This is a genomic window from Streptomyces rectiviolaceus (genome assembly GCF_039533825.1).
Taxonomy (GTDB): Bacteria; Actinomycetota; Actinomycetes; order Streptomycetales; family Streptomycetaceae; genus Streptomyces; species Streptomyces rectiviolaceus.
In genome coordinates this window covers 1-13,322 of record NZ_BAAAUG010000013.1, presented here as the reverse complement: position 1 = coordinate 13,322, position 13,322 = coordinate 1, and the positions used below count along the sequence as shown (strand labels likewise).

The following is a 13,322-nucleotide window of genomic DNA, read 5'->3' as shown; positions in this document are numbered from 1 at the left end:
GCGGAGACAGCGTTGACAGCGAGATCATCGCCTCACGGCTCAGGGGCGTCGGGGAAGGGAAGCGAGGATCTTCTTCCTGGCTTTGTCATCCCCGACGGCCACATAGAGGGTCTTGTTTCCTTTTGGCCCTTCGATGGCTGAGACGGAACCTCGGGGCTTTGAAGGGGTTGCGGTGTCCTGCGACGAGTACTCGATGACCATGGCGTTCCTGCCGCAGGACATCGAGGCCCACGGCTTGGAGGTTCCGGAGCCGGTTGCCGTGGACTTCAGGTATGGACCGGCAGCAAACCGGTTGCTGCCCTGATCGTCGTTCTTGGGCATAGCCGTGTCGAGAGAGAGCACCGGGTGCTTCTCGCCGTCGGAGCGAATCACCTGGAGGCCGCACCGGTGGCCCTCGGTATAGGCGATGAGCCGGTCCGCGCCCCTGCGGAGCTCCCCGACGGCCCTCCGATCGGCGCTGGGGCGCGCGGCGTCAAGGGCAGAGAACGGGTCGCCGCTCACACTGATCTCAGGCGCCTTCTGCAAACGGGAGACCTGGTCCGGCGATGGCGCCGCGGACGAGGGGGCACTTGTCGCGCCCTCCCCACCCGCGCACGCCGCGCATGAGAAGACGAGCGCGATGCCGACAGGGATCAATCGGACCGGACGGCTCACTGCGGGACTCCTCATATTGCGCGATGCTACTCAGACCACTGATTGAAGCACACACCCACCGGCTTCAGCACAGTGCCCGATCCGGCCTTCTTCCCATCCTTGTAAATCTTGATGGGATAATTGTCGTAGAGCGGGTATGCCTCAATCGTCCCGTGCTTTCCCTTGGGGACTTCATAGCGTGTCTGATCCGAGACGCCGTACTTGCGTGTGGTGGAAAAGCCGACGCCGGCCGACACCACTTCGGCATCCACCTTTATTTCGGTCGACACCTCGGTCTCGACGGACTCTTCCACTGTGAGGACCAGCGTCGTCTTTCCTGCCCCGCTCGTCTTCTGGATCTTCGTGGTCCCGCAGCTCTCCGAGGATGCCCCGGCCGTCACCTTGTAGGTGGTGCCCCTGGTTGAGATGCCCGAATCCGCAGGTGCGGGCTGCGGTGCCGCGTTCCGCTTCACGATCGTGTCGGGGCCGGGGGTGAAGTACCCCTCCGGAGCGTCGTCGCCGGACGTGCCGACGGACATTGCGCTTCCGTCGGCATTTTCAGTTTCTGCTGCGGCGATCGCAGGACTTGCCGCAAGCGCACTCAGAGTGAGTACACCGGCCAGGATTCCGAACTTCGATCCATGATTCACAGAATTCCCCCATTTCAGTTCCCCCTCCTGGTCACGGAGAGGTTCGTGATCACGAACCTAGGTGCGTCGTTCATTTACGGTCAAGGCTTCCCGCGAGGAATTGAGTCGGATCTGAGGGTCGCACTCAAGGATTTACGACATTTCCAAATTTTCGCTTATGTAGCTACACCCTCAGTCATCTGACGAGGTGGCGGGCGGCGGCGCTGACAGCACCGCCGCAGCGGCCCTCGCCTAGGCGCGAGCGCTCAGCTCGGCCCCCGTAGGCGAAGTGCCGCTGCAAAGCTCCCCCCGACGACCTGACTTACCGCTCTCGCGGGTGACACCACAGCCATCTTCGGCACGTTGGCAGGCCCCACTCGCTACGAAGATCACAACCAGTTCGCGATCTTCGAGGAGCCTCGTGCCCGCCATCGCCCGCACTGCCGTCCTACTCACCGCCATCGCCACTCTCACCCTCCCGGCCGCGGCCCACGCCGCCCCCACCGCACCGGAGACCGGGGAGACCGTCGCCCAGCCCCTCCAAATTGCGCTGAAGGCGCTCACCGTCAAGGACGAGGACCGCACCGGCTACGAGCGCACGGCCTTCAAGCACTGGGTGGACAGCGACAAGGACAGCTGCTCGACCCGCAACGAAGTCCTGCTCGCCGAAGCGCTCACCGCGCCCGAGCAAGGCCCGAAGTGCAAGCTGACCGGGGGCCGCTGGTACTCCGAGTACGACGACCAGTACATCGACGGCCCCTCCGGACTCGACATCGACCACCGCGTCCCGTTCGCCGAGGCCTGGGACAGCGCCAAGGAATGGACCCCGGCCGAGCGGCAGGACTCGCCAACGATCTGGGTGACGAGCGGGCGTTGATCGCGGTGTCTGCGAAGTCGAACCGCAGCAAGAGCGACCAGGACCCCTCGAAGTGGATGCCGCCGGCCGAGGGTGACCGGTGCACCTACATCGCGCAGTGGGTGGCCGTGAAAACCCGGTGGGGCCTGTCCGTCGACCCGAGCGAGGAAGACGCCCTCGCCGAGAACGCCACCCGCTGCGCGAACGTACAGGTCAAGATCCAGCTCGCCCGCTAGCCGATCTCCAGCACCAGCTCTCGGGCGTCACGGCGGCAGCGAGCATCACCAACGCGCTGATATCACAACACCCGGGGCGACCGCGCACCGCGCGAACGACGGGGTTCAAAAGACAGACAGGCACCATTCGTCTAGGGGAGTTAGTACAAGAAGCTGTCGATGGGCGCCGCGTCGTATTCCGTCGCGCCCGTCGTGGTGATACCGCTGGCTGAGCCGGGCAGCCGCAGAGAGTCGAAGGCGCTCACATGCAGGTCGGCTTTTCCGTCGCCGTTCGTGTCGCGCAGTCGGACCAGGTCACCGAACTGGTCGTCGGCCGTCAGCGGACCGGGCACGCCAGGGGTGTTGCGGGCGAACCACTGTGAACCGGCACCGGACAGGCCGCTCGCCCGCCCCTTGAAGATGTGCACGCCGCCTGCGTAGTCCTGGCCGTCGATCTTCTCGCCCCGCACGCCGACCGCGAGATCCGCGTAGCCGTCGCCGTTGACGTCGCCGGCCGAGACGGATGAGCCGAACTCGTCGTAGTTCTCCGACGATCCGGCGACGCCACTCGCCGACTGGGTGAGGCGGGTGCTCCGGGACGCGCCGCCGGAGGCGCCGTACCAGACGCTGACGCGGCCCTTGTGCTTCGAGTAGAGGGAGGTGCCAATGGCGATGTCGCCGTAGCCGTCCTTGTCGAAGTCGGCGATGACACCGTCGCCGCCGCGCTCGGAGCTCCCGCCGTTGCCGGACTGGGACTCCAGGCGCAGGCTCTTGCCTGGGGTGAGCGAGCTCGCGCCCCCCTTGATGAACCAGGCGTCGGACGCGATGGATTGGGAGCCGACCACGTCGCCGATGATCGCGAGGTCGGCCTTCTTGCCTCCGTTGACCTTGCCGGAGATCAGGGCCGACGCGTAGAAGGATGTCGTCTTGTCGAGCTTGGTCACGGTGCCGGTGGTGCCGGAGCGCTTGAGCGGGCCGCGGTAGACGTAGGTCATGGATTCGTTGATGACGGCCAGGTCCTGCTTGCCGTCCCCGTTGAAGTCGCCGGTCGCCAGGTCCTTGCCCATGTAGTTGTTGCGGCCCGGGTTCTTGTTCGGGAGAGTCGTGCCCTTGGACAGGCCGGAGGCGGCGCCCCACAGGATCGTGACGGCGCCCTGGTCGGCGCCGTGGGAGCCGTTCTCGCCAGTCGCCGCGACCGCGAGGTCGCCGTTTCCGTCGCCGTCGAAGTCCGCGGCGGCCCGTACTTCGCCGAACATGTCGTCGGCCTCGTCGGTGCCGGGCACGCCGGAGCTCGCCTGGGTGATGCGCTGCTGTCTGGAGCCGGGCCCGGTGGCGGTCCCGAAGACCACGGTGACGCCGCCGCCCCCTCTGGCGCTGAAGCTCGAATACGCGTAGTCGCGGTAGCCGTCACCGTTGAAGTCGTCGCCGTGCTTCGCGGGCACGGCGCTCGCTGCCGCGGCGGGCAGGGCGAGGGGGATGAGGCCCGCCATCAGGAAGGTGGCGAGCGTGGACGTAGTGGGGATGCGCATGAGTGTTGGGGTTCCTTGTGAGCCGAGGAGGTAGCGAGAGTGGAGGGGCGGGAGGGAGTCGGCGATCTGGGCGCCGAAGCGGGGTGCGTGGCCAGGTGGTGCGTGGGTGCGCCGCGCCGTTCACCGGAAGTTGTCCCAGGTGACGCGTGGGGTTGGCGAGCAGGAGACCGGTGGTGGGGCCGAAGGGTTGTACGTGGGCGCGGAGAGACGTCGTACGTGCTTGTCGCGGCCTGTCTTCGAACGGAGTTCGAATCTGCTGCCGTGTGCCCACGCCGCAGGGCGGGTCGAGTCGCGCGAGGGTACGCGGCCCCTTAGACCGGACGTATGAGCGACAGCGAAGAGCAGGTCTACCGCCCCGGCGAGATCGTCCCCGAGTCGGGGATCTATGAGTGCGAGTGCGGAGAGCACCACCGCTACAGCGCCGATGTGCGCGGCCACCGCTTTCCGCCGCCGAACGAGGGCTGCACCACCAGCGGCTGGAAGCTCGTCATCTCCGCGCACGATTCCTGATCGCGCGCGTCGTACGACGCCAGCACCTTGTACGCAGCCAGACGACGCAGCTCGTGAGGCGGCAGCCACGTCGAGGCGAGCTCAGGGAATGCCTGGCTCCCCGGGCGGTCGGCATCTGCCATGACCGGCTTGTAGTTCACCCACGACCAGGCATCGATCATGAACTCAGTGCGGGTGCGGGCCCTCTTCGTCGTTGCTGGTGCCTACGCCGCCTCGTAGTGGTGCGCCCGCCCGCCCCGCCACATCACCCACGCCGGATCGTCGAGCAGCCCCTCCGCGTCCGGCAGCCCGGCACGGCGCAGGAACTCGATTACGTCGGCATCGGAGTGCGCGAGGCCGAGGATCTGCCCGCGCACCGTCACCCGCCGGTCACCAGAACCGGCGGGAGGGTGGACGACTATCGGCGCGCTCATAGATCCAGGGTGCTACGGCGCAGCGAGGCGGGCGCGTTCTAGTCGATGACGCGTCGGCGTCCGTAGCGGCTTCGACCTCGTCTCCTGCCTTGTTACGCGTCCCCCACACTGTTGATCTGCTTGGAGGCAAGCCCGTCGCCGGGAGCGCCGTTGCTCTCTTGCGCCGCGAGGCCGCCCCCCGGGGAACCGCTGCCGTTCTCCATGGGTGCCACGCCCCAGTCATGCTCGGCGGGAGCGAACCCACCACCGGGCGCACCAGAGTTGTCACCCAGCGGCACCGCCCTGTCCCCGTGGCCGTCGGAGTGGTGCCGAGGCGCGTCGAGGAGCATGCCGACATCGTCCATCCTGGGGGCCACCCCCGAACCGCCAGGAGAGCCGTGGCCGTCACCCATCGGCGCGGCACCGCCGCCAGGAGCGCCGTGGTTGTCGCCCATCGCAACCAGCCCCCCGCCGGGCGATCCAGCGTTGTCGCCCATCGGTGCCAGGCCGGTCATCGCGGGCGCAACACCAGCGCCGGGTGAGCCGCCGTTCTCCTGCGCTGCGAGGCCTCCGCCAGGAGAGCCGTCGTTCTGGCCCATCGGGGCGATGCCCCCACCGGGAGAGCCATCGTTCTCTGTCGTCCGGGCGATGCCCCAGTCGTCCACAGGCGGAGACTCGTGGCCCTCAGACATGTTCTCCGCACCCTGCGAAACAGCGGGCGCCACCCCCCACTCGTGATCGGCAGGAGCGAACCCGCCGCCGGAGGCGCCGCCGGGTCCCATCGGGGCGAGACCGCCACCAGGCGAGCCGCTGCCGTCGCCCATCGGAGCCACGCCAGCGCCGGGCGCGCCGTGGCTGCCGCCTGCTGTTGCGGCGCCGGTGCCGACGGCAAGGCCCCCCGTAGCCAGGAGTGCCACCGCGGTAGCGCGCGCCACCAACTTCTTGATCGTCATGCTTCCCCCATCGACTCGCGAACGGATCCACACGAGCCTGAACCGCCCGCAGGGCGGACGCCACACCTTTCGGCCCTGCCCGAAACACCACAGCCAATCTAGGACGCCGAGTACCGTGTCCGGCCGACAATGCGGGCACGCATCCACCCGCTCGTACAGGGCACGGCGCGCCTGGTCCTGCGTGACCAGAACAGCAGCAGCGGCCTGCGGCCGAACCGGGAGCTCGGCCTGGCGGCCGACTGAGTTTCGGCCCTGCCCGAAAGGTCTGGTGACGGCCCCCGCGACCGCCTTAACGTCGCGCCTGCCAGTCCATGAGGGCCGGCCACCGTACAAGGGGGAAGAACGTGACCGTGTCCACAAAACCCGTACTCAAGCATGCCAGGACCGCGGCCACTGTGGTGGCCATCGCGACCACCGCCACCCTGGCGGGCCCGGCGCCCACTGCGAGCGCGGGCGGTTCGTGCCGTCCGGGCCTGTGCTCTCAGACCTGGAACGACAGCGGGAAGGGCTTCTACGCTCGGCAGAACTGGTGCAAGAGCACTGGGAGCACCGGCAGTCACACCACTAAGAAGCCGACCTGCAACAACCAGAAGGAGACCTGGCTCTCCCCCGGGGAGCGGACCAACGGCAATCGGGACTGGGACGTCTTCCAGGTGAAGAAGGGACGCTGCTTCAAGGTCGACTTCGAGCTCAACCCGGGCAGCGACTTCTCGAGGAAGTACAACCGCAAGGACAAGAAGACCATCTACGTCAAGGTCGAAAACCACGCCTTCGCCAAGGTCCGCAGCTCCACCTGCTGATCCGGCCGCAAGCGCCGTGAGTGTCTGCTCACGAAGCCATCGTGAGCAGGTACTCAGCGGGCGTGGGCCGTGGTGGGTCCGCAGCTCACTGCTCGCTCGCTCTCGCGCGAATCGCGGCCGTCCACGGACGGTCATGTCGCTCAGCGGTCGCCCCAACAGACGCCCCCAGGTGCAGCTGCGTCTTCCCCGGCCTAGGTTCACGGCAGGGGAGACGCTGATCGGCCGCCGACACCAGGGAGACCTTCATGCGGGCACGCACCGCGTTTGCCGCCCTCGCCCTCGCCACCGGAACGATGCTCGGAAGCACCGGCACCGCCCATGCCGACGAAGACGACCCCGGCCTGGTCAGTGGAGACGTCTCCCACGTGCTCAGTGACGTGCCCGTCCCTGTCAACGTGGAGAACCTTGCCGTCAACATCCTCGCCGTGAACGTCCAAGATGTACTCAACGCCCTCCAGCTCGATCTCGATCCAGAGGACATTCTTGGCTTCAACGATGAGGACGCGTCGAGCGAGCAGTCTGAGGAGGATCAGCAGTAGCAGGCTAGAGGCGCCGGAGTCCCAGCGTTGCCCCAGGGTGAAAGGTAGGCGGTTGGCTCGTTGGCGCCTTGGGCTCCTGGTGTCCATCAATACACCGGTGTCTCCTCCTGGCTGGGCTCGTTGACGGGGGCAGAGCATCCTGTCACGGTGCCTGCGCCGTGCAGCCCTGGCACCCGTTGCGCCCGGCGGGCCACGTGCGAGGCCCGCACGCACGGCATCCGCACCGGTACGACGCGGCCATGATCCCCGTGCGATAGACCGTCCGCGCGCACGCGTCGGGAATCGTCATGGCTGCCGCTTGAACCTTGATCGTGAGTCAGTGACTCCGTGCCGCTCAATCTCCAATGGCACACGCTCAAGGTTCGCTGCCACAGGACATCCGGTGCCGTCCGCGTCCCGTGGGTTCCCCGTCTGGTGGCTGTGTAGGTAAGCGGCGACGGCGTCTGTTGGTGGGCTCGGGAGGTGGCTTCGCGCTGTGAGGGGTGATGTCGGCCAGTTTTGGAAGGCAGTTGAAGCCTTGTCGTGGGACGGTTGTTGTGCTTCTGCCGCTGAGGCCCCGGCAGTGCATTTCGGCTACCAAGGTCGAGTTGTACGCGGCGATCCGCCGGGACCACCGAGCCTGTATGTCGGGGCATGCGTTGGAACGCAAGTGCGGGGTGGCGCGGCGGACGGTGCGCCGGGCGCTGGACTCCTCTTCCAGGTGCTGACTGGTTCTGTAGGCGAGAGTGGGCAACGTTTATCGACGGTTTCGGGCAGCACTTAGCGATCACAGGGCTCGAAAATGTCGATGAGAACTGGCAACGCTCTGCCGTCGTCCGGTGATTGCCCGTCGGGCCACTGGCAGTTGAGCGCCGCTGCTCGAAGTCGTGCATCTTGATCGTTTTTTGAGCGGCGCCTAGGCTCCCATGCTCATGGACATGGGGGAGCCGGGCCGCGGTCGCAGGCAGTGGCGCGACCGGCTGGTCAAGCATCGTGCGATCGCGGCCCTGCTGGCCGGGGCAGCAGGGCTGGCCGTTCTGGGCGCGGTGCTCGTCGTCCTACCGGGTGTGGTGGTCGACCACGATCTTGCCGGGGCGAGCGTCGCCGCGCAGGACCGGCTGAAAGCGGTGAACGACGTCCGTACGACACTTCTGCAGGCCGTGGGCGGCACGGTCGTGCTGTTCGGCGCGTACGCCACCTGGAGGCAACTGCAAGTCAGCCAGGCGGGCTTGCGCGCCACCCAGGAGGGCTATGTCACCGACCGGTTCAGCACGGCCGTCGACCAGCTCGGCAGCGACAAGCTGGAAACACGCATCGGCGGACTCCACGCGCTGTGGCGCATCGCCGAGCACTCCGCCCGCGACCGCGAGGCCGTCATCTCCATCCAGGCCGCGTACCTGCGCACACACCTGCCCTGGCCGCCCGCCGGACCGGAAGCCCCAGCGACGGACGCGCCTGTCAACGAGGTCGCGCCGCTGGAGGTACGTGCCGCCGACGCCCAGGTGGCGCTGACCGGGCTCGGCGTGTTGTTGCTGCAACCCCGGGAGCAGTCCTGGGTCAACCTCAGCGTCACGGACCTGCGCCGGGCCGACTGCGACGGGCTGTGGCTGCACGAGGTCAACCTCGACCGGTCCTGCATGGAGGCGGCGGGCCTGTACCACGCCAACCTGACGCAGGCGTCTCTCGTATCGGCCAACCTGCGGCATGCCGACCTCCAGACGGCGACCCTGCGCCGGGCCCGCTGCGTTCTGGCGGACCTGCGGGGCGCCCGGCTGGTCGAAACGGACCTGCGTGACGCGGACTTCACCGAGGCCGACCTGCGCGAGGCGAACCTGCGCAAGGCCGACGCAGGCGGCGCTGTCTTCCGCCGCGCCGACCTGCGCCTGACCGACTTGCGCGGCTCCGACTTGAGCACGGCCGACCTGCTCCAGGCACGTCTGACCGGCGCGGTGGCCAGCGAGCACACTCGCTGGCCGGCCGGTTTCGACCATGCGGCCGCCGGCGTCGTCGTCACCGAGGATCCCGGCCCCGAACCTCCGCCACTGCTCCAGCCCTCAGGGATAACGACACGGCACCCGCCCCTGCGGTCCATGCCGTGACCGAGGGGCCCGAGTGAAGACCGTTGCGCGCGGGGAGGACTGGGCCGACGTAACTCCTCCTCTGTGGCGTCCGGGGTCAGCTCGTGGCAGCGTCCTGCCCGCCTCCGCTCTCGGCCGCTGGGTCTGCGGAATGAACGCGTTGACCGGTCCGCGGCCCGCCTCGACCTTGATCTGCGGGCGTCTGTCGGCGACATAGGCCCGGACCATCGGATAGGTCACCCCCTCCGCCGCATGCTCATCAAGCAGCCGGTCGAAGATCCGCTTGACGGTGTGCCGCTGCTTGCGCGGGGCGTCCAGGTCAACCCTCAGCATCTGGTCGATCAACGGCCTGTAGGCATCCAGCGCGTCCCCCGGGGCCGCGGTCTCTTCCGGGGCTCCGGCCACACCGACTCCAACGCCGTTTTGACCGTGCGGAATCCAACACCGTGCTCGCGCATCAAGGCCCGGTAGGGCATCCCTGCCCGGGCATCGCGGCGGATCGCCGCGTACAGATCGACCTTGGACTTCGGGGGCGCCATCGCGCCCTCATCCCGCAGAGCACCCCCAGGCTCCCACCGCAAGGCCCCCGGTGTTGCCAGAACTCACAGACATCGACCTCCGGCGAAACCGGGCGTTCCCCGCTCTGAGCGACAAGCGGTGTCGGCTCCCGGATCAGGCACGAATTCCGTGAGGACGATCGGAGCGGTTCGGCCTTGGTGACATGACGTTGTCTGGGACCGTGGTGCGGTGTGATGAGCTGGTCGGCCTGCTGTTCCCTTATCTCGACGCCGTGTTGGTGGAATCGGTCTTCCGGGTGAACGAGGTGGTTCACGTCGAGGCGAGAACCCGGGGGCTCGACGTGGTGTGTCCAGACTGCACGACAGCATCCGGACGGGTACACAGCACCTACGAACGGCACCTTGCCGATGGACCGGTGGGTGGCCAGGCGGTACGGATCGACCTGACCGTCCGGCGGTTGTACTGCGAGAACGCCGGTTGCGCTCGCCGTACGTTCGCTGAGCAAGTCAGAGGGTTGACCGTGCGCTATGGCCGCCGAACGCCTGCCGCCCAGCGGGTTCTGGAAGCTGTGGCCATCGCCCTCGCTGGTCGGTCCGGAAGCCGGCTCGCGATCGTCCTGAACACCCGAGTGAGCCGGATGACGATGTTGCGCGCAGTCATGAACGTCCCTGATCCAGCCTGGAATGTCCCGAGGGTCCTCGGAGTCGACGACTTCGCTACCAGGCGCGGGCAGCACTACGGCACAGTCTCATCGACTGCGAAACCCGCCGGCCCCTCGACCTGCTGCCCGGCCGTGACGCCGCGACACTGGCCACTTGGCTGCGAGAGCATCCCGGTTCCGAGGTCACCTGCCGTGACCGAGCCGGCGCCTACGCTGAAGGTGCCCGCGCCGGTGCGCCGAACGCAGTCCAGGTGGCCGACCGCTTTCACCTGTGGCAGAACCTCGGCACCGCCGTCGAACGCAGCGTGCGCCGCCACAGCCACTGCCTCAAGGCGGCTGGCACCAGCGCTGACGGCCTGGTGAACGAGACCGGCGCTGCAGAAGTCGAGCAGTTCATGTCTCCGATCGAGGCCCGCATCCGCGAGCGCCACGCAACCATCCACCGTCTCTTGGCTCAGGGGCACGGCATCCGTGAGATCGCCCGGGAACTACACATGGGCGGGAACACCGTCCACCGCACAGCCCGCGCCGCAGCTCCTGAAGAACTACTGAGCGGGCGACACCAGCCTCGCCGCAGCCAACTCGACCCCTATAAGGCCCACTTGGACCAACTTTGGGCACAGGGCTTCACCAACGCGGTCCATCTGCACGCCGAGCTTCAGGCCTTCGGCTACCAGGGTGGCTACCAGCCGATCAGTGACTACCTGCGGCCGAGACGCCGTCGTCGAATTCGCGTGGTGGCTCCCGCACCGCCGGGTGTCCGGCAGGTCACCGGCTGGATGATGCGGCACCCCGAGCACCTGGGGATCGAAGAGCGCCGCCAGCTCACCGCCCTCCTTGCCCGCTGCCCCGAGCTGACCGCCCTCAACAGGCATGTCCGTGCATTCGCCGAGATCCTCACCACCCGCTCCGGCCAGCACCTCAAGGACTGGATCATCGCCACCAATGTTGAGGACCTCCCCGGACTCAGCACCTTCGCGCACGGCCTGGAATAGGACTGGGAAGCCGTGCTCCAAGGACTGACCACACGCTGGAACTCCGGCCCGGTCGAAGGCAGGGTCAACCACATCAAGATGATCAAGCGTCAGATGTTCGGACGTGCCGGCCTCTCCCTCTTGCGCAAGCGTGTCCTCCTCACCGCCGCCCGATAACGGGCCCGCTCAAGCGGGATGACGCTCGCTGCAGGACCCAGCCCGACGGCCAACAGAGCGCCAGGACACGTGTGTTGTTGACCACGAAGTACCACGGACTGACCCAGCAACCTTCTTTGTCCACAAGCCCTGGCCCGTCCTCGCGGCAGAGATGACGCAGCAGGCGGTAGCGCACTGGAGCCCCCGGCGGCCAGCAAGAACGGTGCCGCAGCAACCGCCCCGATCGTCACACCGAACCGGACAGCAAGACTCCCCACAACGCTCTCTACTCGCATGACTTCAGTCTGCGGACCAGAGTGGCCCCACGCACCGCGCTCTCACGGAATTCGTGCCTGATCCCACTACTCGTGAATAAAGCCAAGGTGTCGAAGTCGCGAGTGAGGGGCTGTCGGTGGCTGCTTCTACTGTTGCCCCATGGGAAACTATTTTCAGACCGTCGTCGATCTCGACGCCACGCATGCGGACGCCCGGACCCTGGCAGACAGCGGACTCGACTGGCTGGTCAGGGAGGGGATAGTTCGGGCCGAGCTCACCGATTGTGTTCTCGGGGCGCCGTCGGGGCATCCGCCCGGTCCCTCCTGGGCCAAGGCGGTCGGTCAGGAGGACTGGGAGCCCAGCGACGGACTCAGGGTCGAGACCGGCCGCACCGTATTCAACTGCGGCCAGGGCGAACCCAGGTTCGTGGTGTGCCCCCATTGTGCCGGTCGGGCGGATTTCTACACTGACCGGCTGGAGGAGATTGAGGGTGTGTGGGAACCCTTCAGTGAGGCCATCAGCGCCTGGAGCGACACAGGCAGCGCGGCAGTCGCCTGCCCGCATTGTCGGCGCCCTGGTGACCTGACTGCATGGACCTGGTCGGATGACTACTTCGCCTTCGGGTATCTCGGTTTCGAGTTCTGGGACTGGCCCGACTTCAGCCCCGGCTTCCTCGAAGGTCTCTCACGCGCGCTCGGGGGGCATCGCACGGTCCTCATGGAAGGCAAACTCTGAGAAACCATCTTTGAACTTCGGTGGGTGTCCTCGCCGTTGATGAGTTGGGATCCTTGGCCTCCGGCTGGGTGGAGGAGGGCGCGTGAGTGTCGAGGAGTCGTGGGGCAAGATCGAACGCTGGATAGTCCAGCATGCGCCGGAGGAAGACCCATTGCCGCCTCCGTGTACTCGCGCAGACCTGGATGCCTTGTACGAGTCCCTCGGAGGGCGACTGCCGGATGATGTCGAACGCTCACTGCTACGGCACAACGGCTCGGGCCTGACCGTGATTCTTCCGCCCGGGTTCACGCTCCTGAGCGTTGAGGACGTCCTTGAGAAGCGTGCGACCTGGCTGAAGTACGCGGCACCGGATGACTGCAACCTGGCAGAAGGAGACAAGCCCTTCCTCGTCCCGTTCGCGGCGTTGAGTGTGATCCAGCTCCTGGTCGACATCAGGACAGGCCGTATTGGCTGGTGGGACATCGAGCAGGGCTTCTTCTGGGAGCGTGATCCCCTCTGGTGCTCCTTCACTAGTGCCCTGGACTTCGTCGGGAACCTGCTGGCCTCACCGCCTCCTTGGATCGCGATACTGCCGGGCGACGACGAGTGGGAAGTAACCGACAGGCACCCGGATTTCCCTGGGACGCTCGTCTGGACCGAAGACCCCGTCGACTGGCCTCCAGCCGGCCTGGAAGCAGACCCCGAGTACCTCTCATCGCCGCGGGCCCCCTTGCCGGGGGACGAGTGGGCGGACGGCGTGTGATCACACTGCCTGCACTACCGAAGCGGGGCGGGGAGGTGCGGCTGTTGGGTGGATGAGCGGTCGGGTAATCCGGCGGGGCATGAGCGTGAGCATCGCTTCGGAGTGCTCGGGACGGGTCTCGTAATCGCGGACATTCCGGCGCGCGT

Annotated in this window: 13 protein-coding genes and 1 pseudogene; 9 read left to right on the top strand and 5 right to left on the bottom strand. The window is 67.2% G+C overall.

What is annotated here, in order from left to right; all coding sequences use genetic code 11:
- Positions 1-39: 39 nt before the first annotated feature.
- Positions 40-525 carry a hypothetical protein gene (locus ABD378_RS02760; protein ID WP_344518680.1) on the bottom strand — a complete coding sequence of 162 codons (486 nt, stop codon included), beginning with the start codon at positions 523-525 and terminating at the stop codon, positions 40-42.
- A gap of 155 nt (positions 526-680) precedes the next feature.
- Positions 681-1,172, bottom strand: coding sequence for a hypothetical protein (locus tag ABD378_RS02755; protein ID WP_344518679.1), 492 nt, complete (start codon positions 1,170-1,172; stop codon positions 681-683).
- Positions 1,173-1,683: 511 nt separating this feature from the next.
- Between ABD378_RS02755 and ABD378_RS02750 the strand changes: the two genes are divergently transcribed.
- Together ABD378_RS02750 and ABD378_RS02745 are read left to right on the top strand one after the other, a co-directional pair.
- Positions 1,684-2,139 (top strand): hypothetical protein, encoded by a 456-nt coding sequence (locus ABD378_RS02750; RefSeq protein WP_344518678.1) that lies wholly within the window; start codon positions 1,684-1,686, stop codon positions 2,137-2,139.
- Positions 2,136-2,354, top strand: a complete 219-nt coding sequence (locus ABD378_RS02745) for a hypothetical protein (protein WP_344518677.1) — start codon at positions 2,136-2,138, stop codon at positions 2,352-2,354. The genes ABD378_RS02750 and ABD378_RS02745 overlap by 4 nt, the downstream gene beginning before the upstream one ends.
- Before the next feature lie 140 nt (positions 2,355-2,494).
- Here ABD378_RS02745 and ABD378_RS02740 read toward each other — a convergent pair whose 3' ends face one another.
- On the bottom strand, positions 2,495-3,862 hold the full coding sequence (locus tag ABD378_RS02740) for an FG-GAP and VCBS repeat-containing protein (protein WP_344518676.1): 1,368 nt from the start codon (positions 3,860-3,862) through the stop codon (positions 2,495-2,497).
- Between the two features lie 324 nt (positions 3,863-4,186).
- On the opposite strand from ABD378_RS02740, the gene ABD378_RS02735 reads away from it, so the two are divergent.
- Positions 4,187-4,372 carry a hypothetical protein gene (locus ABD378_RS02735; RefSeq protein ID WP_344518675.1) on the top strand — a complete coding sequence of 62 codons (186 nt, stop codon included), beginning with the start codon at positions 4,187-4,189 and terminating at the stop codon, positions 4,370-4,372.
- Positions 4,373-4,575: 203 nt separating this feature from the next.
- On the opposite strand, the gene ABD378_RS02730 is transcribed toward ABD378_RS02735, so the two are convergent.
- Positions 4,576-4,785 carry a hypothetical protein gene (locus ABD378_RS02730; RefSeq protein ID WP_344518674.1) on the bottom strand — a complete coding sequence of 70 codons (210 nt, stop codon included), beginning with the start codon at positions 4,783-4,785 and terminating at the stop codon, positions 4,576-4,578.
- Positions 4,786-4,877: 92 nt separating this feature from the next.
- Positions 4,878-5,876: a TrbL/VirB6 family protein gene (locus tag ABD378_RS02725; RefSeq protein WP_425583809.1), complete on the bottom strand. Its 999-nt coding sequence runs from the start codon at positions 5,874-5,876 to the stop codon at positions 4,878-4,880.
- A 185-nt stretch (positions 5,877-6,061) separates the two neighbouring features.
- Here ABD378_RS02725 and ABD378_RS02720 point away from each other — a divergent pair, with 185 nt between their 5' ends.
- The 6 genes and pseudogenes from ABD378_RS02720 to ABD378_RS02690 all read left to right on the top strand — a co-directional run bounded on the left by ABD378_RS02720 (position 6,062) and on the right by ABD378_RS02690 (position 13,176).
- On the top strand, positions 6,062-6,517 hold the full coding sequence (locus tag ABD378_RS02720; RefSeq protein ID WP_344518672.1) for a hypothetical protein: 456 nt from the start codon (positions 6,062-6,064) through the stop codon (positions 6,515-6,517).
- A gap of 245 nt (positions 6,518-6,762) precedes the next feature.
- Positions 6,763-7,056, top strand: a complete 294-nt coding sequence (locus tag ABD378_RS02715; protein WP_344518671.1) for a hypothetical protein — start codon at positions 6,763-6,765, stop codon at positions 7,054-7,056.
- Positions 7,057-7,973: 917 nt separating this feature from the next.
- Positions 7,974-9,134 (top strand): pentapeptide repeat-containing protein, encoded by a 1,161-nt coding sequence (locus ABD378_RS02710; RefSeq protein WP_344518670.1) that lies wholly within the window; start codon positions 7,974-7,976, stop codon positions 9,132-9,134.
- Between the two features lie 700 nt (positions 9,135-9,834).
- A pseudogene (locus ABD378_RS44100) lies at positions 9,835-11,444 on the top strand (ISL3 family transposase).
- 414 nt (positions 11,445-11,858) lie between these two features.
- Complete coding sequence (locus tag ABD378_RS02695) at positions 11,859-12,434, top strand: hypothetical protein (RefSeq protein ID WP_344518668.1); 576 nt, start codon at positions 11,859-11,861, stop codon at positions 12,432-12,434.
- 82 nt (positions 12,435-12,516) lie between these two features.
- A complete protein-coding gene (locus tag ABD378_RS02690) occupies positions 12,517-13,176 on the top strand; it encodes an SMI1/KNR4 family protein (protein ID WP_344518667.1) in 660 nt (219 codons plus the stop codon).
- Positions 13,177-13,322 lie beyond the last annotated feature (146 nt).